Origin of the sequence: Nocardiopsis sp. FR4, from assembly GCF_009830945.1 — a bacterium.
Lineage (GTDB): Bacteria > Actinomycetota > Actinomycetes > Streptosporangiales > Streptosporangiaceae > Nocardiopsis.
Genome location: NZ_ML776456.1, coordinates 24,124 through 46,145 on the forward strand (window position 1 = coordinate 24,124; position 22,022 = coordinate 46,145).

General features: G+C 72.1%; 24 protein-coding genes. 13 read left to right on the forward strand and 11 right to left on the reverse strand.

Annotated features, from left to right (window positions below; translation table 11 throughout):
* The first annotated feature begins 101 nt into the window (after positions 1 to 101).
* The 8 genes from FYW95_RS03770 (at position 102) to FYW95_RS03805 (ending at position 8,348) form a co-directional block, all read left to right on the forward strand.
* Complete coding sequence (locus FYW95_RS03770) at positions 102 to 1,094, forward strand: AfsA-related hotdog domain-containing protein (protein WP_159943609.1); 993 nt, start codon at positions 102 to 104, stop codon at positions 1,092 to 1,094.
* On the forward strand, positions 1,091 to 1,753 hold the full coding sequence (locus FYW95_RS03775; protein ID WP_159943608.1) for an HAD family hydrolase: 663 nt from the start codon (positions 1,091 to 1,093) through the stop codon (positions 1,751 to 1,753). The genes FYW95_RS03770 and FYW95_RS03775 overlap by 4 nt, the downstream gene beginning before the upstream one ends.
* Positions 1,750 to 2,451, forward strand: a complete 702-nt coding sequence (fabG, locus tag FYW95_RS03780) for a 3-oxoacyl-ACP reductase FabG (protein ID WP_159943606.1) — start codon at positions 1,750 to 1,752, stop codon at positions 2,449 to 2,451. Before FYW95_RS03775 ends, fabG begins: the two co-directional genes overlap by 4 nt.
* A 58-nt stretch (positions 2,452 to 2,509) precedes the next feature.
* The gene (locus tag FYW95_RS03785; RefSeq protein WP_236567891.1) at positions 2,510 to 2,968 is read left to right on the forward strand and encodes an ester cyclase; all 459 of its coding nucleotides are present in this window, start codon (positions 2,510 to 2,512) and stop codon (positions 2,966 to 2,968) included.
* Between the two features lie 70 nt (positions 2,969 to 3,038).
* Positions 3,039 to 4,028 carry an ACP S-malonyltransferase gene (locus tag FYW95_RS03790; protein WP_201294668.1) on the forward strand — a complete coding sequence of 330 codons (990 nt, stop codon included), beginning with the start codon at positions 3,039 to 3,041 and terminating at the stop codon, positions 4,026 to 4,028.
* A 59-nt stretch (positions 4,029 to 4,087) separates the two neighbouring features.
* A complete protein-coding gene (locus FYW95_RS03795; RefSeq protein ID WP_160049995.1) occupies positions 4,088 to 6,277 on the forward strand; it encodes an MMPL family transporter in 2,190 nt (729 codons plus the stop codon).
* On the forward strand, positions 6,274 to 7,131 hold the full coding sequence (locus FYW95_RS03800; RefSeq protein ID WP_160049996.1) for a hypothetical protein: 858 nt from the start codon (positions 6,274 to 6,276) through the stop codon (positions 7,129 to 7,131). Before FYW95_RS03795 ends, FYW95_RS03800 begins: the two co-directional genes overlap by 4 nt.
* A gap of 23 nt (positions 7,132 to 7,154) precedes the next feature.
* Entirely contained in the window at positions 7,155 to 8,348 is a 1,194-nt protein-coding gene (locus FYW95_RS03805) for a lactonase family protein (RefSeq protein WP_159943603.1), read from the forward strand.
* On the opposite strand, the gene FYW95_RS03810 is transcribed toward FYW95_RS03805, so the two are convergent.
* The 6 genes from FYW95_RS03810 to FYW95_RS03835 all read right to left on the reverse strand — a co-directional run bounded on the left by FYW95_RS03810 (position 8,337) and on the right by FYW95_RS03835 (position 14,723).
* Positions 8,337 to 8,993, reverse strand: coding sequence for a MerR family transcriptional regulator (locus tag FYW95_RS03810; protein ID WP_159943602.1), 657 nt, complete (start codon positions 8,991 to 8,993; stop codon positions 8,337 to 8,339). The genes FYW95_RS03805 and FYW95_RS03810 overlap by 12 nt on opposite strands.
* A gap of 214 nt (positions 8,994 to 9,207) precedes the next feature.
* Complete coding sequence (locus FYW95_RS03815) at positions 9,208 to 9,960, reverse strand: AfsR/SARP family transcriptional regulator (protein ID WP_159943601.1); 753 nt, start codon at positions 9,958 to 9,960, stop codon at positions 9,208 to 9,210.
* A 162-nt stretch (positions 9,961 to 10,122) separates the two neighbouring features.
* Positions 10,123 to 10,767, reverse strand: a complete 645-nt coding sequence (locus tag FYW95_RS03820; protein ID WP_159943600.1) for a response regulator transcription factor — start codon at positions 10,765 to 10,767, stop codon at positions 10,123 to 10,125.
* Positions 10,764 to 11,642 (reverse strand): sensor histidine kinase, encoded by an 879-nt coding sequence (locus FYW95_RS03825; RefSeq protein WP_159943599.1) that lies wholly within the window; start codon positions 11,640 to 11,642, stop codon positions 10,764 to 10,766. The genes FYW95_RS03820 and FYW95_RS03825 overlap by 4 nt, the downstream gene beginning before the upstream one ends.
* A gap of 819 nt (positions 11,643 to 12,461) precedes the next feature.
* Positions 12,462 to 14,075 carry a nucleotidyl transferase AbiEii/AbiGii toxin family protein gene (locus tag FYW95_RS03830; RefSeq protein ID WP_160049997.1) on the reverse strand — a complete coding sequence of 538 codons (1,614 nt, stop codon included), beginning with the start codon at positions 14,073 to 14,075 and terminating at the stop codon, positions 12,462 to 12,464.
* 63 nt (positions 14,076 to 14,138) lie between these two features.
* Positions 14,139 to 14,723 (reverse strand): TetR/AcrR family transcriptional regulator, encoded by a 585-nt coding sequence (locus tag FYW95_RS03835; RefSeq protein WP_159943596.1) that lies wholly within the window; start codon positions 14,721 to 14,723, stop codon positions 14,139 to 14,141.
* A 43-nt stretch (positions 14,724 to 14,766) separates the two neighbouring features.
* Here FYW95_RS03835 and FYW95_RS03840 point away from each other — a divergent pair, with 43 nt between their 5' ends.
* Positions 14,767 to 15,696, forward strand: coding sequence for an oxidoreductase (locus FYW95_RS03840; protein ID WP_236572046.1), 930 nt, complete (start codon positions 14,767 to 14,769; stop codon positions 15,694 to 15,696).
* 32 nt (positions 15,697 to 15,728) lie between these two features.
* Here FYW95_RS03840 and FYW95_RS03845 read toward each other — a convergent pair whose 3' ends face one another.
* From FYW95_RS03845 to FYW95_RS03865, 5 genes are all read right to left on the reverse strand, one after another.
* Positions 15,729 to 18,272 carry a penicillin acylase family protein gene (locus tag FYW95_RS03845; RefSeq protein WP_236572048.1) on the reverse strand — a complete coding sequence of 848 codons (2,544 nt, stop codon included), beginning with the start codon at positions 18,270 to 18,272 and terminating at the stop codon, positions 15,729 to 15,731.
* 165 nt (positions 18,273 to 18,437) lie between these two features.
* Positions 18,438 to 18,932, reverse strand: coding sequence for an ATP-binding protein (locus FYW95_RS03850; RefSeq protein WP_159943594.1), 495 nt, complete (start codon positions 18,930 to 18,932; stop codon positions 18,438 to 18,440).
* Between the two features lie 5 nt (positions 18,933 to 18,937).
* Positions 18,938 to 19,339 (reverse strand): hypothetical protein, encoded by a 402-nt coding sequence (locus tag FYW95_RS03855; RefSeq protein ID WP_236567888.1) that lies wholly within the window; start codon positions 19,337 to 19,339, stop codon positions 18,938 to 18,940.
* A 95-nt stretch (positions 19,340 to 19,434) separates the two neighbouring features.
* Positions 19,435 to 19,686: a hypothetical protein gene (locus tag FYW95_RS03860; RefSeq protein ID WP_159943593.1), complete on the reverse strand. Its 252-nt coding sequence runs from the start codon at positions 19,684 to 19,686 to the stop codon at positions 19,435 to 19,437.
* Positions 19,687 to 19,696: 10 nt separating this feature from the next.
* Positions 19,697 to 20,218: an ATP-binding protein gene (locus FYW95_RS03865; protein ID WP_370463236.1), complete on the reverse strand. Its 522-nt coding sequence runs from the start codon at positions 20,216 to 20,218 to the stop codon at positions 19,697 to 19,699.
* A 230-nt stretch (positions 20,219 to 20,448) separates the two neighbouring features.
* Here FYW95_RS03865 and FYW95_RS03870 point away from each other — a divergent pair, with 230 nt between their 5' ends.
* The 4 genes from FYW95_RS03870 to FYW95_RS27980 are packed head-to-tail and all read left to right on the forward strand — an operon-like array spanning position 20,449 to position 21,963.
* Complete coding sequence (locus FYW95_RS03870; RefSeq protein WP_159943591.1) at positions 20,449 to 21,267, forward strand: helix-turn-helix domain-containing protein; 819 nt, start codon at positions 20,449 to 20,451, stop codon at positions 21,265 to 21,267.
* Positions 21,264 to 21,473 carry a DUF397 domain-containing protein gene (locus tag FYW95_RS03875; RefSeq protein WP_159943590.1) on the forward strand — a complete coding sequence of 70 codons (210 nt, stop codon included), beginning with the start codon at positions 21,264 to 21,266 and terminating at the stop codon, positions 21,471 to 21,473. Before FYW95_RS03870 ends, FYW95_RS03875 begins: the two co-directional genes overlap by 4 nt.
* 56 nt (positions 21,474 to 21,529) lie before the next feature.
* Positions 21,530 to 21,859: a DUF397 domain-containing protein gene (locus FYW95_RS03880; RefSeq protein WP_159943589.1), complete on the forward strand. Its 330-nt coding sequence runs from the start codon at positions 21,530 to 21,532 to the stop codon at positions 21,857 to 21,859.
* Positions 21,844 to 21,963 (forward strand): hypothetical protein, encoded by a 120-nt coding sequence (locus FYW95_RS27980; RefSeq protein ID WP_370463237.1) that lies wholly within the window; start codon positions 21,844 to 21,846, stop codon positions 21,961 to 21,963. The genes FYW95_RS03880 and FYW95_RS27980 overlap by 16 nt, the downstream gene beginning before the upstream one ends.
* The last annotated feature ends 59 nt before the right edge of the window (positions 21,964 to 22,022 follow it).

The following is a 22,022-nucleotide window of genomic DNA, read 5'->3' on the forward strand; positions in this document are numbered from 1 at the left end:
ACTTTGATCGGGGGTTGACCAGACTTCTATCCGCTGATGCGAAGCTGGCGGAAAAGGTCAATGAGATTGTGAAAGGCGGTGCAATGACTTCCGTTTCGGAAATGGATGGGCGAATACCCGCCGACCTCGGCTTCAAGGCGACCCTCGACCGGACGCTGGTGCACCGGAGCGCTGTCTCGGAGGTCTTCGTCACCGACCTGCGCCCGGTGTCGGACACCGACGTCGTGGCCGCGGCCCAGCTCCCCCTGAACCACGGCTACTTCAGCGACCACACCCAGACCCCCGCGGTCTTCGACGTGCTGCTGGTCCTGGAGGCGGGGCGCCAGGCCGCGATCGCCGGGACGCACGCCCACATGGGCGCACGCGAGGGCACCCAGATGATCGTGGACCGGTTCGCCATCGACACCGACCCCGCCGCCCTGCTGTGCGGCGACCGTCCCGGCGAGCTGGTGATCGACAACCGCTTCACCGTGGTGCGCCGCAGACGCGACCGGGTGCGGGCGGGGCGCGTGGACCAGGTCTTCCACGTGGACGGGGTCCGTGCCGGGACGCACAGCATGGACGTCCTGTTCCTCACCCCCGGCGAGTACGAGGCGGTCCGCCGCGCCCAGCTCGGCGGACCCGTGCCCCGGACCAGTGACATGACCGCCGCGCCCACCGACGTGTCCCCCGCGAGCGTGTGCCGGACCAACCCCCTCAACGTGGTCCTGGCGGACACCGTCACGCGCGACGGCGTCCTCTCCGCCGAGGTGCGGCCCCGCTGGGACAACCCGTCCCTGTTCGACCACTCCTACGACCACCTGCCCGCCGCCGTGCTCGCCGAGGCGGCCCGCCAGCTCGTCCTGGCCGCGCCGCTCCCCGACCGCACCGGCGGGGGCCCCGCGGCACCCGGCACCCGGCACGTGACCGGGCTGCGGGCCGCCTTCACCGGCTTCGCGGAACTGACCTCCCCCGTCCGGGCCCGGACGCCGGCCGACGCACCCGCGACCGGGGAGCGCGAGGTGCGCCTCGAGCAGGACGGCGCGACCGTCGCCGAGCTGTCCCTGGCCCTCACCGACACGTCCCACCTCAGCACGGAGGCGACCCCACGATGAACGCACCCCGAGTCACCGCGGTGTGGACCGACTTCGGCGGGGTCCTGACCCCGCCCATCGCCGAGACCATGCAGAAGTTCTGCGCCCGTATGGACATCGACGCCCACGCCCTGCTCACGGTGATCGGCGAGGTGACCGAGAGTTTCGGCACCAGCGACTACATGGAGCCCATCGACACGCCCATGGTCACCGAGGCCGAGTGGCTCGCCCGGATCGGCGCCCTGCTGCGCGAGCGCTACGGCGTCGACCGCCGCATCACCACCCTGGCCGACGACTGGTTCGAGGACCGCGAGACCAACCTGGCCTGGGTCGAGCAGCTCACGGCCCTGCGGGCACGGGGCGTGTTCGTCGGCATGCTCTCCAACATGGTCCCCACCTGGGACGGGCACTGGCGCCGCATGGTCGACCCCGACGCGCTCTTCGACGACGTCGTGATGTCCTTCGAGGTCGGCGCGCGCAAGCCCCAGGCCCGGATGTTCGAGCTGGCCGCGCGCCGGGCGGGCGTCCCCGCCGAGCGGTGCGTGCTCGTGGACGACAACGAGGGCAACTGCGAGGGGGCGCGCGCCGCCGGCTGGCACGCGATCCACTTCCGCGACACGGCCGGGGCCGCCGCCGAACTGGCCCGCCTCGTCGGCTCTCCCACGGAAGCCGTCCGATGAGCCGCCGCGTCCTCGTCACCGGGGGCAACCGCGGCATCGGCCTGGCCGTGGCGCGCGCGTTCGCCGACCAGGGCGACAAGGTCGTCGTCACCCACCGCGGGGAGGAACCACCCGCCGGACTCGACGGAGTGCGCTGCGACGTCAGCGACCCCGACTCCGTGGAGGAGGCGGTCGAGCGCGTCCGCCGCGACCACGGGCCCGTGGAGGTCCTCGTCTCCAACGCGGGGATCACCCGCGACGGACTCCTCCTGGGCATGAGCGACGAGGAGTTCACCGAGGTCCTGGACACCAACCTGGTCGGTGCCCTGCGTGTGACCCGCGCCGTCCTCACCGACATGGTGCGGGCCCGCTGGGGGAGGCTGATCTACGTCTCCTCGCTCACCGGCACCGTGGGGGCCCCGGGCCAGGCCAACTACGCCGCCTCCAAGGCCGGGCTGATCGGCCTCGCCCGCTCGGTGGCCCGCGAGGTCGGCAAGCGCGGCATCACCGCCAACGTCGTCTCCCCCGGCCTCATCGACACCGACATGACCGCGGACCTGGCCGGACCGCGCCGCGAGGACCTGATCGGGCGCACCGCGCTGGGCCGCGCCGGAACGGCCGAGGAGGTCGCCGCCGCCGTGCGCTTCCTCGCCGACGAAGCCGCGGGCTACGTCACCGCGGCCAACATCCCCGTCAACGGCGGAGCCGAGATCGGCTGACCCCCGCAGCCCCCGCAGCCCCCACAGTCCGACAGACGCACGACAGAAGGAGCAACCCGTGTCCCAGTCCCAGACCACCCTGGACATCGCCCACAAGATGGGTGACATCTTCAACGAGCTCGACGCCGAGGTCGCCCACACGTACGTGGCCGACGAGTTCGTCGACCACGAGGCCCCTCCCGGCACCCCCGGCGGCCCCGACGGCTACCTGGGCACCGCCAAGTGGATGAACAGCGTCTTCGCCGACGCCCGGTGGGACCGCATCGACAGCTTCGCCGACGGCGACAAGGCCGTCATCCACCTGCGCTTCACCGGCCGCCACGTCCGCGACTTCCTCGGCATCAAGGCCACCGGCGCCGACGTCGCCTTCGAGCACATGCACATCTACCGGGTCGAGAACGGCAAGGTCGTCGAGCACTGGGGCTGCCGCCAGGACCTGTTCCTCATGCTCCAGATCGGCGCCGTCGAGCTGGACCTGCGCCCCTTCACCCCCGACGAGGAGCCCGTCTCCTCCTGACCGACCGACACGGGGCCCGGGACGACCGTCCCGGGCCCCGCCCCCACGTGCCGTGAAGGAGGCCACCACCGTGTCCCAGATCGCCTACGTCTTCCCCGGACAGGGATCCCAGGCACCGGGCATGGGCGCCCCGTGGGAGCGCACACCCGCCTGGCGCCTGGTGGAGCGGGCGTCGCTGGTGAGCGGCCGGGACGTCGCCGGCCTGCTGCTCCACGCCGACGCCGACACGCTCCGCCGCACCGACAACGCCCAGCTGGCCACGTTCGTCCTGTCCAGCGTCGTGCACGCCGAGGTCCGCGAGGCGCTGCCCGTTCCCGCGCCCGTCGCCGTCGCCGGGCACAGCCTGGGCGAGTACAGCGCCCTGGTCGCCTCGGGCGCCCTGTCCTTCGACGACGGGGTGCGCCTGGTGGTCGCGCGCGGTGAGGCCATGCGCGAGGCGTGCGCCGCCGCCCCCGGCACCATGGGCGTCGTCCTCGGGCTGGACGCGCGCACCGTCCTGGACCTGACCGCGTCGCTGCGCCGTGACGGTGCCCGTGTGTGGGTCGCCAACCTCAACTCCGCCCTCCAGAGCGTGGTCTCGGGCACCCCCGAGGGCGTCGCCCGCTGTGCCCGGGCCGCCCTGGACGAGGGGGCCACCCGCGTCGTGGACATCCCCGTCGGCGGCGCCTTCCACAGCCCGCTCATGGCCTCCGCCGAGGAGCGCCTGCGCCGCGCCCTGGACGGGGTCGCGCTGCGCCCGGCCGCCGTTCCGGTGGTCGCCAACGTCGACGCCGAACCCCACACCGACCCGGGCCGGTGGCCCGGCCTCGTGCTCGACCAGCTCACCAGCCCCGTGCGCTGGCTCGACGGCGTCCGCACCCTCACCGGCCGCCTGGGCGCGGACCTGCTCGTCGAGCTCGGACCCGGCAGGGTCCTGACCGGCTTCACCCGGCGGATCAGCCCCGGTACGGGCCGCGCCTCCGTCGCCGTGCCCGACGACGTCCCCGCCCTGGCCTCGGCCGTGGGAGCCGCGCGCGAGGACGGCGCCACGGTCGGGGCCGCCGCTCCCGGAGCGGCCTGACCCACCCGCCGCCGACGGGGCCCCGGCCGGTCCCCGCGGCATCACCAAGGAGAAAGCACGTGTTCACAGCAGTTGGCAGGGTCGCGGTCCGCCACCGGTGGTGGGTCGTGTCCCTCGCCGTCCTCCTCGCCGTGTTCGGCGGGGTGTGGGGGACCGGCGCCCTCAGCGCCCTGACCGGGGGCGCGGGCTTCGACGACCCGGACAGCGAGTCGGTGCGGGCCGACGGGATCCTCGCCGGAGAGCTGGGCCGCAACGCGGTCGACGTCGTCGTCCTGTACGAGAGCGACGACCTCACCGTGGACGACCCCGGGTTCGGGGACCGGGTGGAGGCCGCCCTGGAGGGCGTGCCCCGGGAGGGGATCGAACGGCTCGACTCCTACTTCTCCACGGGCTCCGAGGAGTACGTCTCCGAGGACCGCGGGGCCACCTACGCCACCATCCAGTTCGACACCTCCGACGACCAGGAGCGGGTGGCGCTGCTGGAGGCGGTGGCCGACGACGTCGAGGTGGAGGGCCTCAGCGTCAGCCTGGGCGGCGTCACCGCCATGACCGAGCAGGTCAACGCGCTCACCGGCGCCGACATCGCCCGTGCCGAGATGCTGTCACTGCCGATCCTCGTGGTGGTGATGGTGCTGATCTTCCGCAGCCCCGTGGCCGCCGCACTCCCCCTGGCGGTCGGCGCCGTCACCGCGCTCGGCTCCTTCGTCGTGCTGCGCGTGCTCACCTACTCCGTGGACATCGCCGGTTCGGTGATCAACGTGATCACCATCCTGGGCCTGGGCCTGGCCATCGACTACGCCCTGTTCATGGTCAGCCGCTTCCGGGAGGAACTGGCGGCGGGAGCCGACGTGGCCGACGCCGTCCACCGCACCACCGCCACCGCCGGACGCACCGTCGCCTTCTCCGGGCTGGCCCTGGCCATCTGCTTCACCGGACTCATCCTCTTCCCCGCCCGCTTCCTCAGCTCCATGGGGTACGCGGGCGTGGCCGTCGTCGTCTTCGCGGTGCTCAGCTCGGTCACCCTCCTGCCCGCGCTGCTCTTCCTGGCCGGACACAACGTCAACAGGTGGCGCATCCCCTGGCCGCGGGAGAAGGCACCCGGTACCCAGGACCGCTGGTACCGCGTCGCGCACGCCGTCATGCGGCGGCCCGTCGCCGTCACCGTCCTCCTCGTGGCGCTGCTGCTCGGGCTGGGGGCGCCCTTCCTCACCGCGAACTGGGCGCGCCCCGGCGAGTGGGTCCTGCCCGCCCACTCCGAGGCCCGGGTGGTCTCCACCGCGCTGGAGGAGCGGTTCGACACCGATCCCACCAAGGTCATGACGGCGGCCGTGACCCTGCCCGGACCCGCCCGGGAGGCCGCGGACGAGCTGGACGCGTACGCGGAGCGCCTCGCCGGCGTGGACGGGGTGGCCTCGGCCGAGGTCACCGGCGTGACCGGTGACCAGGCCCGCGTGACCCTGGCCTACACCATGGACCCCATGTCGCCCGAGGCGCGCGCCATGGTGGAGGAGCTGCGCGCGGTCGGGCCGCCCGCGGACGCGGAGTCGCTGATCACCGGTATGCCCGCCTCCCGGGTGGACATCGTGGACATGATCGGCGAGCGGGCCCCGTGGATGCTCCTGTTCGTCGCCGCCGTGTCCTACCTGGTGCTGTTCGCGGCCTTCGGGTCGGTCCTGCTGCCGCTGAAGTCGATCGTGATGAACCTGCTGTCGCTGTCGGCGGCCTTCGGCGCGATCACGCTCATCTTCCAGCACGGCTTCCTGGCCGGGCTGTTCGGCTTCGACGCGGTGGGGGTGGTGGACGCCAACTTCCCCGTGCTGATCGTGGCCATCGCCTTCGGACTGGCCATGGACTACGAGGTGTTCCTCCTGTCCCGGGTGCGTGAACAGTGGGAGCGGGGGGTCGGTGAGACCGAGGCCGTCGCGGTCGGCCTCCAGCGCACCGGCCGGATCATCACCGGCGTGGCACTCCTGATGATCATCGTGGTGTCCGGTTTCGTCACCTCCTCGATCGTCTTCATGAAGATGATCGGCATCGGGCTGGCCATCGCGATCGCGGTGGACGCCACGATCGTGCGCGGACTGCTCGTGCCCGCCACGATGAGGCTCCTGGGCCGCTGGGCCTGGTGGTCTCCCGAACCCCTGGCCCGCCTGTGGAACCGGTACGGGTTCCGCGAGGACGCGGAGCCCGGGCCCCCCGGGGCCGTCGGAGCCGCCGACACCGCCAAGCCGATGGACCCGGTCGGATGAGGAACGCGTCCGCGGCCGCCCGCGCGTTCCCCTGGACGGCCGCCGCCGGGGCGGTGGCGGTCGCCCTCACGGCCGGGCTGTTCTCCGACTGGGACACCCGCACCGGTCCGCTCACCGCGACGGCGGCCGACTGGGGGTTCCCCCTGCCCGGCCGGATCACGACCCCCTGGCCGGACCTGGCGGCGCTGGTCGCCGTGGCGGTCGCCGCCCTGCACCCGCTGCTGCGCCCGGGGGCGCGGACGGGCTCCCCCGTCGGCGCCTGGTCGGTCCCGGTGACGGCCTTCGCCGCCGCCGCGCTGACCGGGGCGGCGGCGGGCCTGCTCACGGGCGGCTCGGCGGGCGGTGCGGCGCAGACCCTGTGGCACCTGCTCGCCCAGACCGGTCAGGGCGGGCTGTTCGGGCTCCTGTTCGGAGCACCCACGGCCGCCGCCGTCCTCCTCGCCGAACGCCTGGCCCCCGGGTCCCCGGCCTCCGGGGGCCCGGTGCCGCGGGGAGCGCCGGGGGAGGGGGCGCGCCCGCGCCGCCGGTCGCCCTACGCGGCGCTCACGGTGCTCCTCCTCCTCGCGCCGACGGCGGCCCTGGCGGCGGGCGCCCTCCTGGCCAGCGCGGAGGCGTCCCCCGACTGCTCCCCCCTGGCCTGCGCCTCCGCCCGGGACGAGGTCCTGCTCAACGGCGAGGTCGCGCTGCGCCTGGCCGTGCCCGGGTGGGCCGCGGCCACGGCCACCGCGGCCGTACTGCGGATTTTTCCCGCCACCCGCGGGTGGCCGCTGTGGGCCCACCTGCTCCTGGCGGTCGGCGGCACCGGACTGGCCGTCGTCCTCCTCTCCGGACTGGTCGTCGGCTCGTCCGTGTGACCCCCAACCGACAAGGACAGACGTTGAACGACACCGGCCGCCCCGGCATCGACAGGCGCACCCTCCTCGGAACCGCCGCGGCGGCCGGGGCCGGCGCGCTGGCCTGGTTCGCCACCCGGTCCGCCGCGGTCGGTCCGCCGCGGCCCGCGGCCCGCCGCGCCTACGTCGGCGGGTTCACCGCGGGCGAGTACGGACTGCCCGGACTCCCCGGTATCGGACTGGCCGACGTCGGCGCCGACGGGTCACTGCGCGTGCACGGCTACCAGCAGGGCATCGAGAACCCCTCCTACCTCACCCTGGGCCCCGGCGGCGACGTCCTGTACGCGGTCAGCCAGACCGACGACGGCCACGTCCACGCCTTCCGCGTCCGCGGGGACGGGGGGCTCGACCCGCTCAACGCCGTGCCCACCGAGGGGGCCACCCCCGTCCACCTCGCGGCCCATCCCGACGGCCGGTTCCTCATGACCGCCAACTACGACTCGGCGAGCGTCGCGGTCCACGCCCTGGAGGAGGACGGTTCGATCGGCGCGCTCCTGGACCTGGTCGAGCACACCGGCTCGGGCCCCGACCGGGTGGAGCAGGCGGCGCCGCACCCGCACATGTGCCTGTTCCTCCCCGGCACCCACGACGTGGTCGTCCCCGACAAGGGGAACGACCACGTGTACGTGTACGCGCTCGACCCCCGCGACGGGCGGCTCACCGAGCGGTCCCGGACGCTGGTCGCCGAGGGGGCCGGGCCCCGGCACGCCGCACCGCACCCCCTGGGCCGCCACCTGTACGTGTCCAACGAGCTCAGCTCCACCCTCACGGTCTGCGAGTACGACGCGGACGAGGGGGCCCTGGCCCTCGGCGGTTCCGTCCCGGTCGCCTCGCCCGGAGCCGACCCGCGCAACGCCCCCTCCGGCGTGCTCGTCAGCCCGGACGCGCGCTTCGTCTACACCGCCGACCGGGGGCTGGACACCGTGGTCTCCTACGCGGTGACCGACGAGGGCGCCGGCCTGCGCCTGATCGAGTCCCAGCCCGTCACCACCAAGGGGCCCGGGACGCGCTGGCCGCGGGCCATCGCCCTGGACCCCTCCGGCGCCTACCTCTACGCGGCCAACCAGGCGGGGCAGTCCGTCACCGCCTACCGGGTGTCGGAGGGGGGGAGGCTGGCCCCGGTGGGCGCCCCCACGCCGGTGGCCAGTCCCTCGTGCGTCGTGCTCTCAGAGCGCTGATCCGGGCTCGTCCGGAAGCGGTTCGCGGTCGAACACCCGCCGGGAGCGGTCCTGGCGCGCGATCCGGCGCAGGGACGCGAGCAGGGGGTCCCCGAACACCGTCCACAGCACCAGCCGCTCCACGAGCGCGTCCTGGTCCGCGTACATGCCCAGGACGCTGATCTCGGCCCGGGTCAGCCGCTCCGCGGCCGCCGCGTACGCCTCGACCACGATCTCGGTGTCGGCCTCGTCCAGCCAGTGGAGCGTACGCAGGAGTTTGAGCAGGGTGTTCCAGGACGCGGACTCGGGGTCGACCGTCCACCCGTGCCGCCTCGCGATCCTCCTGGCCAGGAAGCAGGCCTCGTCGTCCACGGGCTCCACGCCGGGGTCCCGGCCGGTGGGGGGGTGCTCCAGGGCGCGCAGCACCAGGCCGAAGGTCTCGTGCGGCGTCCGCCCCTCCGCCCCCATGGCCTCCAGCAGTTCGCGAACCTGGCCGGGGTTCAGCCCGCCGACCTCCACCAGGACGCGGACCAGCCGCAGACGGCGCACGTCCTCGGGGCGGTACCCGTACCTCCCGGTCGGCGGAGCGATCAGCCGTTCCCTCTGGTAGTACTCAACCGTGCTGACGGGCACCGATGCCCTCTCGCTCAGATCCGAGATGCGCACGTGTGGCTCGCTTTCCGCTTCGGGTTTTCGGCTCTGACGCCGAGGAGGTCCGAGGCCGAACCGGTCGACCCCTCTTCGTCATGGGGTGAACGCCGTGAGTGACGGCGTCAGGGCAGGCGGTGCGGTCTCCGCCCTCCCCGGTGAGCAGTCAACCAGCTTCACGGGGGTTCCGACATACCTCGAAAGAGGCATCGCCCTCCCGTGGGGAGGAAACCTAGGACCCGGCGAGGATGGCGTGCTGGAGGCGGCGCAGCTCCTCGGAGGGCTCCAGGCCGAGCTGCTCGTGCAGGGTGTCGCGTGCGGCGCGGAAGGCGCTCAGGGCCTCCCCGCGCCTCCCCGAGCGGCGCAGCGCGTCGATGAGCTGGGCGTGGAACCCCTCGTGCAGGGGGTAGACGTTCACCAGGTCGCGCAGTTCGGGAAGCACCTCGCGGTGCCTGCCCAGGCGCAGCGAGGCGTCCACCCGCAGCTCCCGGAGCCGGGTGTGGGTCTCGGTCAGCCGGGCCACGTGCCCGGCCAGGACCCGGCCCGGACGCACGTCGGACAGCACCGGTCCCCGCCACAGGGAGAGCGCCTGTTCGGCGCGGTCCACCACCTCGGCGTGGCGCTTCTCGGCGGACAGGACCTGTGCCTGTCCGACGAGCTGCTGGAAGGCGAACAGGTCCAGCTCGTCCGGGGACAGTTCCATCCGGTACCCCGCCCCCTGGGTCCGCAGGACCCTGCGCGCGTCCCGGGTACCGCAGGAGCGCTCCAGCGCGCCGCGCAGGTGGTACACGTGGGTGCGGACCGTCCGGACCGCGGTGGCGGGCGGCTCGCCCTCCCACAGTTCGTCCACGAGGGTGTCCACGCTCACGGTCTGGTTGGCGCGCACGAGCAGGAGGGCCAGCAGGCGTGTGACCTTGGGCCCGCGCCGCAGGGTCTCGCCGCCCGCCTCCAACTCCAGGGGGCCGAGGATCGTGAAGCGGAGCATCGTGTCTCTCCTAGCTCGTGGGAAACCGTGGTCCGACCAGCGGTCACACGGGGAATCTAGGTCCGGCCGGGTGCCCCCACAAGCGGATTGCCCGCAAGGGGACACCCTTCCTACCTCCAAGGAGGTACGGGGGCGCCCCGGGGGACCGGGGCCGGGCGGCCGTCAGAAGCGGGCCTTGGCCGTCTTCTGACGGGAGGACAGGGCGCCCGCCTCGACGGCCTTGTTCACCGCGTCGATGCGCGAGACCGCGTCGAGTTTCTCGAAGATGTTGCGCATGTGCCGCTTCACGGTGCCCTCGGTGATGTCCAGGCTCCGGGCGATCTCACGGTTGCTCATCGCCTCGGACACCCGTTCCAGGACCTCGATCTCCCGCTTGGTGAGCACCGTGTCGGCGCTCTCGCCCCGCCGCCAGTTGGCGGAGGAGACCACCACCGTGGTGCGGTCGGGATCGCGCAGCCCCCGGATCGCGGCGATCAGGGTCACCATGTCCACGGTCTTGTGCAGGTAGCCGCGCACCCCCAGCGAGAGCAGGTCGTTCACCAGGGCGGAGTCGTCGTGCATGCTCAGGATGACCACGTGGGTGTCGGGGGCGCGGCGGAGCAGCTCCCGCACCGACTCGCGGGGGTTGTGCCCGGGCATCTCCAGGTCGAGCAGGACGACGTCGGGACGGGCCGCGATCACGTTCGGGACCAGCGCGCGGGTCGAGCCGACGCTGGCGACCACCTCCAGGTCGGACTGGGCGCGTAACAGGTCGCACAGGGCCTCACGCAGCAGGTGGTGGTCGTCTACCACGGCGATGCGGATCATCGTGCGGCCTCCGCTCCGGTCGGGGATGGGGTGATGGGGACGAGGATCAGCGTGCGCGTACCCTCCCCGGACGTGCTGAGGAACCGCACGCGTCCGCCCAGGGCGGTGACGCGCTCGGAGAGCGAGGTCAGGCCGGTCGAGGCCTGGCCGCCGCGCGTGAGCTGGGCCTCGACGTCGAAGCCGACACCGTCGTCGTGGGCGATCGCACGGACCTCGGTGCTGTCGAAGCGCACGGCGATCTGGACGTGCTCCGCCCTGGCGTGGCGTACCGAGTTGCGCAGGCACTCGCGCAGTACGAGGAACAGTTCGTCCAGGAAGTGCGGGGGCACCCAGGACTCCTCTCCGCTGAAGTCGAAGCGGACCTCGGGCACGGTGAGGTCGAGCGAGTCGGCGTAGGAGCGCAGAGCGGTCTCCAGCGAGCCCGCGCGCTCGCTGCGCCGCTGGTCGGATATGAGCGCGCGCAGCTGCTGGTTGAGTTCGGACAGGGCGGCCTTGAGGGCGCGCAGGCGCCCGTGGGCGTTCTCGTCCGAGGGCCGGGTGGCCAGGAGCTCGTACAGCTCCAGTTGCCGGCTGACGAGATTGACGGAGCTACCGAGGCGGTCGTGCAGTTCGCGGGCGAGAAAGCGCCGGAACTCCTGGTTGGCGGCCTGTTCCTCGGCCAGGAAACGGGCGTTGGCGCGGATCTGCGCGGCCTCCACGCGCAGGGTGGTGTTCCTCTGGGCGGTGACCAGGGCGGGGCGCACGCTCGCGAACGGCGTCTCCTGCGGCAGGGCGGCGGCGATCTCCTCGAAGAGGAATCGGGCCGCCTGGCTGGTGTGCCGGGGGTGCGCGGCCCACGGCTCCTGCTCCACCTCCGCCCAGTACGTCTCGGTCATCCGGTTGACGCGGAGGCAGGGGCGTCCGTGGTGGAGGCTCCAGGCGCAGTCGTCGATCACGGAGGCGGCCCAGGCGGTGAGGCGGGGGCGGATTCCGGGATCGGTCCGGAGGGGGTTCTCCTCGGCCTCCAGGCGCGCCGAGAGGGCTCCGACGATCCGCGGACTCCTTCTCAGAAAGGAATCGGCGGGGGAGTTCTCCGGATAGGGGGAGAGAACATCCTTCCGGGATTCCGGAAAGGCCGAGTCCTTACCATGCATGTGACGGTCGTGTCCATTCTTTAAACGTACGGTGATCTGGTCTGCCGTGCGAGAAGAGGTGAACGCCGTTCGGCTCGTCGGTGAAGGAGCGACGCCGTCCCCGCCGTAAGGCACGGCGGAAATCCTGCTGTTCTGGCTGTTCGTACTTCCCCCTGGTGGTGCGGGTCCCCGGGGAGTCCGTAACGGACGCGTGCGACGCGGACCCCGATCACCGTTCGGCGAGGAGGGTTGCGGTCGGCCCGGGTCAGAGGGCTGGTGGCGGCGGTGCGTCGACCCACGCCTCCGAGTGAGTGTTCTGTAGCGTATGCGATGCACACACGTGCGGAAAAGGTCTCCAAAGGCCGGTTTCGGTCAGTTTCCCGGCTCGGCGAACAGGCAGTTCAGAGCACTTTTCGTGGTGTGTGTCGTATTTCACTTCGGTGATCCGGACGGCTTCTCCGGATTGTCGGTGCGTCGCCTCTGGCTGGTACCGAGAACCAGAAAAGGACCGGGCGGAACGAACGCCCGGGACTGTTACCGCGGGTTCGCGGGGGCGCTCCGCCACGGCCCCGGGGCCCGGCGTCACCCCCGCCGGAAGGCGGGCGCCAGCGCGGCCTCGAACCGGTCGAGCCACGCGTCCGGTCCGCCCGCCACCCACGGGCAGTCCCGGACGAAGTGCTCCCACGCGTCGGACGCGAAGGCGTCCCCGTCCCGGAGGTGGCGCTCGTCCACGGCCTCGGCCCGCTCGCCCAGCTCCCGGCGCAGCACGGTGACCAGCAGCTCACGCGAAGGGGTCGCGTTCTCCGCGAGCAGGACGGCGTCGTAGAGGTCCTTGCCCTGCGGGTAGGTGTCCGTGTACAGCCACAGCACCTTCCACGCCAGGGACAGCTCGGCGCTGGCCGCCAGCACCTCCGTCCCGGCCACCGCGACCGTCACCGGGGGCTCGGGCAGGGACTCGTGGAACACCGCGTCGACCTGCACGGTGCCCGGCGGCAGGCCCCCGGCCCGCCACGGGACCACCAGGCGGCGCCCGGGCACCCGGTCGTAGGTCCAGATGCCCTCCAGGGCCACGCCGTCCGCGTCGAAGGCGATCCCGTCCCCGGCCGCGCCCGTGACCGCCTCCACCAGGTCGGCGAACATCCGGTCGGCCGGGTCCCCGAACGGGGCGGTCCCGGCGGGGACCACCACGAAGTCCAGGTCGCGCGGGCGCCGGGCGGCCCCGCCCGCCCACACGGGCATGAGCATGCTGCCGCGCAGCACCAGGTGCTCGCGCCACGGCGTGCCCGCGATCGCGCGCAGGGCCAGCTCCATCGCCCTCCGGTGGGCCTCCCACCAGCGGGACTCCGTCCCGGGGTCGGCGAACACCGGCTCCCCCGCCCCGAAGGCGAAGTCCAGGTGCTTGAGCGCGGGGTCGAACACCTTCTCCTGGCGGACCTCCGGGCCCCGGGTGTTGGGTACGAAGGTGTCCGGGTGGCGTTGCCGCTCGCTCCCCGGGGAGTAGACGTCCGACGGGACCTCGGACTCCCCGCGGACCGGTGCGGCGCCCATCCACCCGGCGTCCACCGACAGGGCGCTGTCGTGGACGACGAACTCGGACTCGACCGACAGCACCCGGGGCCGCGGTCCCTCCCCCCGGTCGAAGGACACCCCCGCCGCCTGGAGGGCCCGGAAGAGGGCGTCCGCGAACCGCCGGGCCTCCCGGCGGCCCACACGCGAGCACCGCTGCGTGACGAACCGCTCCTGGAGGCCGTCCTCACGCACCCGGCGCGCGTTGCGCGACAGGCGGGCGCGGAGGGGTTCCACGATCGCCGACAGCGCCGCCAGATCGGCCCCCTCGGGGAGCAGGAGCTTGGCGTGCGTCTCGAAGTAGCACGACTCCGGCAGCCGCTCCGCCGCCTCCCGGGACCGCGGGACCCCGTCGTTATCGCTGTCCACCTCGACCTTGGTGCGGACGACGGGGAAGCCCGCCCGGGCCAGGTCGTCCGACCACCTCTCCGCCACGGCCAGTTCACGCTCCAGGGTGCTCCGGTCAGCGTGGTAGGTGACCATCGGCTGGGACGGGGACTCGCCGCGGTCCAGCTCGATGTGGGTGAACTTGAGCCCGTGCCGCCGCGCCCACTCCGCCGCCTCCGCGACCCGCCCGGGGGCGGGCGCGGCCAGGGTCAGGTGGATCTCGAAGCTCCCGGAGAACTCCATGGCGGACCTTCTTCCGTCGCGGGGGATGGGGTGGGACACGGGGGAGCCCGCTCCGGTCGCCGGTCAGCGCGGGGCCAGGCCCTCGAAGAGGACGCGGACCACGTCGGCCAGCCGCGCGTCGATCTCCTCGGGGGGCGCGGCGGACTTGAGCGCGCTGAAACCGTGCAGGGTCGCGGACACGGTCATCGCCACGGCCTCGGGGTCGTCGCCGACGATCTCGCCCGAGGACTGGCCGTCGAGGATGGGCCGCACCACGATGTCCACCAGCCGCGCCACGGCCGCGGCCACCTGCTCGGAGGCCTCGGGGTCGTGCTTGCGCGCGTACATGAGGTCGAGCAGGGCCTCGTGCTCGACCGCGAACCCCACATACGCCCTGGCCAGGGCGTAGACCCGGGTGCGCGCGTCCTTCCCGGAGGCGTCCGCCGCCGCCAGCCGCCCGGTCAGGCGCTCGAAGCCGGTCAGCGCCAGGGCGTCCAGCAGGGCCTGCTTGTCCCGGAAGTGGCGGCCCGGCGCGGCGTGGCTGACCCCCGCCTCACGGGCGAGCTCCCGCAGCGACAGCGCGGCGGGACCGCGCTCCGCCAGAGCCCGCTCGGCGCTGGCGAGCAGGGCGGCGCGCAGGTCTCCGTGGTGGTAGGGACGGTCGGCCATGTGTCCAGCATAAGCCGGTGTTGGCAACGGCAGCATTGTTGACATGGACAACCTGACGGAGCTCGCCTACCTTGTCCGAATGGACACCACAGCGGTCAGAATCCCCCATCTGCGAGGCCGCACGGCGGTCGTCACCGGAGCCAACAGCGGCCTGGGCATCGAGACCACGCGGGTGCTGGCCAGGGCGGGCGCGAGCGTCGTGATGGCCGTCCGCGACGAGGCCAAGGGGCGCACGGCGGCCAAGGAGGTCGACGGCGACACCGAGGTGCGCCGCCTGGACCTGGCCGACCTGTCGTCCGTGCGCGCCTTCGCCGACGCGTGGGAGGGCGACCTCCACCTCCTCGTCAACAACGCGGGGATCATGGCGGTGCCCCGGGGGCGCACCGAGGACGGTTTCGAGCTCCAGTTCGGCACCAACCACCTCGGCCACTTCGCCCTGACCAACCTCCTGCTGGAGCACGTCACCGGCCGGGTGGTCACCGTCTCCTCCAACCTGCACCGCATGGCCCGGGGCATCGACTTCGACGACGTCAACCTCGAACGCGGCTACACCCCCTACAGGGCCTACGCCCAGTCCAAGCTGGCCAACCTGCTCTTCACGCTGGAGCTGCAGCGCCGCCTGGAGGAGGCCGGCTCCCCGGTGCTGGCCACCGCAGCGCACCCCGGTTACGCGGCCACCAACCTCCAGAGCCACGGCGCCAACGCCCTCTACCGCGGGATCGCCCGGCTGGGCAACCGGGTCTTCGCGCAGAGCGCCGCCAACGGCGCACTGCCCACGATCTTCGCCGCCACCCAGGACGTGCCCGGCGCGGCCTACGCGGGCCCCAAGGCCATGGGCGGCTCGCGCGGCGCGCCCGGCCTGGCCAGCCGCAGCGAGGCCGCGTGGGACGGACGCGCGGCCAAGCGGCTGTGGACCCTGTCGGAGGAGCTCACCGGGGTCACCTTCCCCCTCGCACCCGCCGACCGGGACTGACGGGGCCCCGCCTCGCGGCGGGGCCCCGGTTCCTACGGCCGCAGGACCAGCTCGTCGGTCGCGGCCGCCCGGACGGCCTCCTCGCCGACCGCGAACGGCAGGGTCCCGCCGTCGCTCCACGGCTCCAGCTGGTCGTCGTAGTTGGGGTGGAAGGCGTGCCCGGAGTTGCCGGTCAGGTGCACCCACGTGGACGCGTCCCGGTCGGACAGGTCCACCACCATCCGCATCGACGGCACCGCGGTGATCTCGTAGCCCTGCTCCGGGTCCCAGCCGGTGGCGTTGACGATGCTGGACCCGCCGGAGCTCTCCACCGGGCCCCGGTTGAACAGCCACTCCACCGGACCGATGCCGGAGGTGCCGAACGAATGGTGGGTCGCGGTCAGGGTGTGCAGGTCGCCCCACCGCCAGTCCGCGGGGTCCTCGCCCAGCAGCCCGCTCAGCTCCTCGGCGGCGGCGTCCATGGCCGCGGCCAGCACCTCCTCGCGCCCGCTGGCCTCCTCGCCCTCCCACCAGGCCGAGTCCGGGTCCTCCAGCAGCTGACCGACCACGTACATCCCGCGCGAGCTGCCGCTCATCCCCACCGGTTCCAGCTCGTCGAACAGCAGCGGCAGCAGGTGGCGCCAGGTGGCCTGGTAGAAGGCGGCCCCGGCGGAGTCCTCCTCGGTGAACAGGTCCCAGTCGCGCAGCTGCTCCCGGGCCAGGGCGGTGGTCCCCTCCACGTCCGCCTCCAGCAGGTACGGGACCAGGGCGACCGCACCGCCGTGGAAGGAGTCCATGTGGATGCGCGACATGTCCTCACCCGTGACCGGCCCCGCGGCGATCGCCTCGGAGAGCAGGTCGTTGATCCGCTGCGACCGGTAGCCGTAGTCCCAGTCGTCGGTCAGCGGGTACGCGTAGTCGGCGTCCACGACCGACTGGTTGGCGGTGACGATGACCCCCGACTCGGGGTTGTACACGCTGGGCAGCTCCTCGAAGGGGACGAACCCCTTCCAGTCGTAGTCCGGGTCCCAGCCGGGCACCGGGTAGCGGCCGTCGCCCTTCTCCCGCACCGGGACCGCTCCGGGGGACTGGTAGCCGATGTTGCCCTCGTTGTCCGCGTAGACGAGGTTCTGTGCCGGGACGTCGAACTGACTGGCCGCCTCGCGGAAGTCCTCCCAGTCGCGGGCCCGGTTCAGGGCGAAGATGGAGTCCGCCGTGGTGCCCGGGGTGAGCGCGGTCCACCGCAGGGCCACGGCGTACTCGCCGCCGTCGGCGCCCTCCAGCTCCGGTTCCTCGGCGATCCGGGCCAGGTCGGCCCCCGCGGCGGCGTCGGACAGCAGAGGTCCGTGGTGGGTGGAGCGCACGACGAGGTCGACGTCCTCGCCGCCCGCGACCCGGATCGTCTCCTCGCGGGTCTCCAGCGGCCGGGTCTCGCCGTCGACCACGTAGCCCCCTCCGTCGATCTCCTCCACGACCAGGTCCATGACGTCGGGGTTGAGGTTGGTGAAGCCCCAGGCGATCGACTCGTTCTGGCCGATGATCACGCCGGGCAAGCCGGAGAAGCTGAACCCGCTGACGTCGAAGGGGCACTCCTCGGTCAGCTCGGTGCAGTGCAGGCCGATCTGGTACCAGGTGGAGGGCATCGAGGCGCCCAGGTGGGGGTCGTTGGCCAGCAGGGGCAGGCCGCTCTCGGTGTGCTCGCCGCCGACCACCCAGGAGTTGGAGCCCAGGTCGGGGCTGGTGCTGGGACCGAGCAGCTCCGGCAGCGCCGCCGCGGCCGCGGACACCCCCTCCAGGGCGGGGGCCGCCGCCTCGGGCAGCTCGGGGGAGCGCCGTTCGTCGGCCTCACGCGAGGTGTCGGCCTCCGGCCCGGCGGGCGGGGCGCCGCCGTGCTCGTCGGTGTCGGTGATGGGCAGGTGCTCCTCGAAGGGGTAGGCCGGGTAGAGCTCCTCGACCTGCTCCTCCGTCAGCCCGGCGTCGAGCAGCAGGGCGCGGTCGGTCTCCTGCTCCATGTTGCCGCCCAGGTCCCAGGCCATGGCCTTGAGCCAGGCCAGGCTGTCGACGGGGGTCCACTCCTCGATCTCGTGGCCGCCGTTGAGCGCGGAGAGCAGGGCGTACTCCAGGCTGGCCTCGGCGCCGTCGTGCTCGGCGAGCCAGGCGTTCACCCCGGCCGCGTAGGCGTCCAGGTAGGCCCGGGTCTCCGGGGCCAGGAGGTCGTACTCCTGCTCGGCGACGTGCCGCCAGCCCATCGTGCGCAGGTAGGCGTCGGTGTCCACCTGGTCGGCGCCGAAGAGCTCGGCCGTGCGCCCGGCCGTGACGTGGCGGCGGAAGTCCATCTCCCAGAAGCGGTCCTGGGCGTGCGTGAAGCCCTGGGCCAGGAAGAGGTCGTGGGTGTTGTCGGCGTAGACGTGGGCGACGCCGTACTCGTCGCGCAGCACGGTGACGGAGGATTCCAGGCCCCGAACGGTGAGCTCGCCGGAGGTCTGCGGGAAGGACCGGCGGACCGTCCAGACGCCCAGCAGCGCGACGACCAGGGCTACCGCCACGATCGCGGCGATCAGCCCCAGAAGTACACGAAAGAGGACACGCTTACGCATTACACCCATGGTGGAACCCTAGGGTGCTCCCGATCACACTCGCCAGAGAGCGGAAGGCACCTGGGCCCAATTGTTACCAATGGGTAGAGCTTGCAGGGGGTGAATCTCGGGGTTCACACGCGGGTGGTATCCGGAGCGGACACCACCCGCCGGTCGACCAGTGGGTCAGCGGGTCAGGACGAGGCGGCCGAGGCCGGTCGGGACCCGGGCCGGGTCCGGGGCGAAGACGGCCCACACGCCGAGCCCCAGGCGAGTGTTCCCCGGGCCGAGTGAGTAGTAACCCCATTCCCGGGCCAGGGCGCTGACCAGGAGCAGGCCGCGTTGGCCCTCGGCCGTCGCCCATGCGTCCTCGGACCGCTGTGCCGGGATGCGGGGGAGGCCGGTGCCGCCTCCCTGGTCAGTGATGGCGAGCCAGAGGGTGTGGTCGTCGACCAGGGCCAGGGCGCGCAGGAACTCGTTGCCGTCGGGGGCGTACCTGACGGCGTTGGCGGCGAGTTCGGCGGCGCAGAGCAGGACGGTGTCCGTCAGGTCGGGGTCGAAGCCCGCGAGGTCGGTGCGCAGGTCGGCGCGCACCCGGCTGACCTGGGACAGGTGGGAGGGGTAGGTGCGGTGGTCCCACCAGGTGGCCGCCCGCCGGGGCGGGGACAGGGTCACGGTCATCGCGCTCACCCGACCCGGTGCAGGTAGCGGCGGACGGCGTCGGCCAGGTCGCTGAGGTCCTCGGCCGCTGCCGGGGCGGTCGGTGCGGGCGCGGGTATGGCCAGCAGGTCGCCTTGGGGGAGACGGGGGAAGGGGAGCATGTAGGGGCGGACCAGGGCGCCCGCGATTTCGTCGGGATCGCCCGCGTCCCCGTGCCTGACGGGCGGGTGGTGCTGTGCGGGCGCGGGCGGCGGTTCGCGTCGTCGGGGAGGCGGGGTGATGGCGGTCCGCTCCCGCTCCCGTGCGGGGGTCGGGGGGACGAACACGTAGGCCAGCGCGACGGCCAGTGCGGTGGCGGTCAGGGCCCACAGGCGCCCGGCCAGGCTGCGGCAGGGTTTGCGGTGTCGGCCGTTAGGGTGGTGTTCCACGGTCTCCTCCTGGTGCTTGCAGGTGGTGGTCGAGCCCCGTTCCGGTGGGTCCAAGCACTGGTGCGGGGCGCTTTCTTTTGTGGTGCGGGCGGGTGTCACCGGCCCCGGAAGGGCCGCGCCTCCCGCCTCGGGCGGTCGTGGCCGAGTTCGCGCTCGGCGGCGCGGATCAGCTCGTGCAGTCGTTGAGGGGTGGTCGCTCTCAGCGGGGTGACGTGGTGCGGGCCGAGGTAGAAGGCGAAGAACCGGCGCGACCCCGGTCCCCAGAGCACCCACCACCGGGTGTGGAACTCATCGAGTAGGCGGGCGGCCTCGTACTGGGCGCTGTCGTGGCTGCGGTTCCACCCCACCCCGCACCCCTTACGCTTCGGCGGTCTCGGGCACGGGGGCGTAGGGGTCGATGTGCGCCCACACGGTGAGCGGCCTGCCCGGTTCGCCCTCCCATCCCCAGGTGGTGGACAAGCGCTCCACCAGCCGCAGGCCGCGCCCGCACACGGTCAAAGCGTCGCCCTCGGACGGCAGGGTCGGGAAGCGGATGGGCTGGCCGGGGCGAGGTCCGTCATCGGTGACCGCGATGCGGATGAGCCGGACGGCCAGCGCCTCCATCTCCACGCAGATGTGCCCGCCCGCCAGTCCGGATGCTGAGTGGGTCAGCGCGTTCGTGGCCAGCTCGCTGACCACGATCACCAAAGCGAAGGTGCGGTTCGCGGGCACCCGTGCTCCGTGCTGGCACCAGCTGCGGATCTGGGCCACCTGGCTGGGTTCGGAACCGAAGTAGGCCCGGCGCACCCCGGTCCTGGCGCTGGTCCTATCCCGGCGCGGCAGCCCGCTCCCGCCCGTCTCTCCCGCCCGCCTCGGTCGCGGTACGCCGTAGCTGTTCACAGCAAAACCCCCTCTGGTCAAGAGACCCAAAGTTAGGATCTCCCTCAAGCAATGAGTATGTAGTCAGTGACTCTCTGGCGCAATAGGTCCTAGGGAAATTTGCGCGAGAGGAGATTGCTGGAGGTTGGTCCTCTGGGTAGAGATGCGCCAAACTGGACGCATCCGGCTCCTGGAGGTCATCGGTGGGGCAGAGCCCAGCAGGCGTCACCCGGCGCACCATCGCCCGTGTCATGAAGCGCGCTCGCATCCGGGCGGGCATCAAGAGTGGAACCGCAGCTCGTCACGCCGACATCAGTCCAGGGACGCTCACCAAGTATGAGAAGGCGGAGAACCCCTGGCCGGTACCCGTCGTGTACGTACTCAGCGAGTTCTACGGGCTGTCTCAGGAGGACAGAGACAAGCTCGTCCACCTGGCCAGACAGAAAGAACTCGGCTGGTGGCACAGACACCGGGACATCCCTGAGTGGTTCGAGTCCTACGTCGGGTTGGAGTCCGAGGCGCACACCGTGCTGAACTACGAGGACGGCACGGTCCCCGGCCTGTTGCAGACCGCCGACTACGCCCGCGCGGTGATCTCTGCTGACGTCGACGCAGGCTCGGAAGAACAGGTAGAAGCGCACGTCACGGTACGCCTGCAACGCCAGAAACGCTTGACCGAGGACTCACCTCTCCAGCTCAAAGCAGTTGTGAACGAGAGCGCCCTCTACCGAAGCGTCGGTGGGACACAGGTCATGCGCGAGCAGTTGTCCACTCTGCTGGAACGTGCTGAACTGCCCAACGTAGACCTGCGTGTCCTGCCCTTTGACTCGGGTGCCCATCCAGCCAGCGAGGGCAGTTTCGTCATCATGCAGTTCCCCGACCTATTGGCCAACGTGAGCTTCGATGACGTCGTGCTCGTCGAGTACCGAGCAGGAGCCGTCTACATGGAGAAAGAGCACGAGATTGAGCTCTTCTCACGTATCTTCCAGCAGCTCCAGAAGCAGGCTCTGGACCCTGAAGAGTCCGTCAAGAGCATCCAGCGCGTCCGTAGCGAACGATACGAAGGATGAGGCACGAAGTGACTTCCGAGAAGGCCGAACGCATGCCCTGGCACAAGTCCAGCTACTCCGGTGGCGGTGGCGGAAACTGCGTGGAGGTCGCCGAAGGGCGGAACGTGCTGGTGCGCGACACCCAGCATCGCGGCCTCGGGCACCTCGCTTTCGCCAGTGCTGAGTGGACGGGTCTCCTGAATACCCTCAAGGCGCGTCAGGCGTAGCTGTACTGGGTACCTCGGAACCGCCGAGGTACCCACGTCGCCTGAGGGAGCAGCACATGAGGTGGCGCAAGTCGAGCTACAGCAGCACGGGAGCAACTTGTGTCCAGGTGCGCTCGCCGCGCGAGGGCCTGATCGAGGTCGGTGACACCAAGAACCCCGGCGGGCCCACGCTCACCGTTCCCCATGCCGAGTGGGAGTACTTCCTCGACCAGGTCGTCAACGACACCACCTCTTATAGACGCCTGCGCGCCCGCTTCCTCTCCGACGGCGGTTTCACCCTCACCGACACCATCACCCCCAACTCCCCGAGCCTTGCCTACACCCAGGCTGAGTGGGACGCCTTCCACGCGAGTGTCCTGGCCGTTCTCCCGTGCGGGTCGCGGTAATCGGGAGCACGGTCGGGCTTCCGTTGTTTGGGGCGCTAGAATTTCTGGATCGGGAGCGCATTCTGGAGCGTCTAAGTGCGGCGTTGGAGCGACTCGACACCTGATGGGTCGTACCCAGTTGTAAGGTCACCAGTTTCGGACATCCTAGGCTCTGACCTGATCA

Coding starts and splice junctions, on each gene's coding strand:
- FYW95_RS03770 (WP_159943609.1), top strand. CDS start 102: ATGGATGGGCGAATACCCGCCGACCTCGGCTTCAAGGCGACCCTCGAC.
- FYW95_RS03775 (WP_159943608.1), top strand. CDS start 1,091: ATGAACGCACCCCGAGTCACCGCGGTGTGGACCGACTTCGGCGGGGTC.
- fabG (WP_159943606.1), top strand. CDS start 1,750: ATGAGCCGCCGCGTCCTCGTCACCGGGGGCAACCGCGGCATCGGCCTG.
- FYW95_RS03800 (WP_160049996.1), top strand. CDS start 6,274: ATGAGGAACGCGTCCGCGGCCGCCCGCGCGTTCCCCTGGACGGCCGCC.
- FYW95_RS03815 (WP_159943601.1), bottom strand. CDS start 9,960: ATGCTCCGCTTCACGATCCTCGGCCCCCTGGAGTTGGAGGCGGGCGGC.
- FYW95_RS03820 (WP_159943600.1), bottom strand. CDS start 10,767: ATGATCCGCATCGCCGTGGTAGACGACCACCACCTGCTGCGTGAGGCC.
- FYW95_RS03825 (WP_159943599.1), bottom strand. CDS start 11,642: ATGACCGAGACGTACTGGGCGGAGGTGGAGCAGGAGCCGTGGGCCGCG.
- FYW95_RS03830 (WP_160049997.1), bottom strand. CDS start 14,075: ATGGAGTTCTCCGGGAGCTTCGAGATCCACCTGACCCTGGCCGCGCCC.
- FYW95_RS03835 (WP_159943596.1), bottom strand. CDS start 14,723: ATGGCCGACCGTCCCTACCACCACGGAGACCTGCGCGCCGCCCTGCTC.
- FYW95_RS03840 (WP_236572046.1), top strand. CDS start 14,767: ATGGACAACCTGACGGAGCTCGCCTACCTTGTCCGAATGGACACCACA.
- FYW95_RS03845 (WP_236572048.1), bottom strand. CDS start 18,272: ATGCGTAAGCGTGTCCTCTTTCGTGTACTTCTGGGGCTGATCGCCGCG.
- FYW95_RS03850 (WP_159943594.1), bottom strand. CDS start 18,932: ATGACCGTGACCCTGTCCCCGCCCCGGCGGGCGGCCACCTGGTGGGAC.
- FYW95_RS03870 (WP_159943591.1), top strand. CDS start 20,449: ATGAAGCGCGCTCGCATCCGGGCGGGCATCAAGAGTGGAACCGCAGCT.
- FYW95_RS03875 (WP_159943590.1), top strand. CDS start 21,264: ATGAGGCACGAAGTGACTTCCGAGAAGGCCGAACGCATGCCCTGGCAC.
- FYW95_RS03880 (WP_159943589.1), top strand. CDS start 21,530: ATGAGGTGGCGCAAGTCGAGCTACAGCAGCACGGGAGCAACTTGTGTC.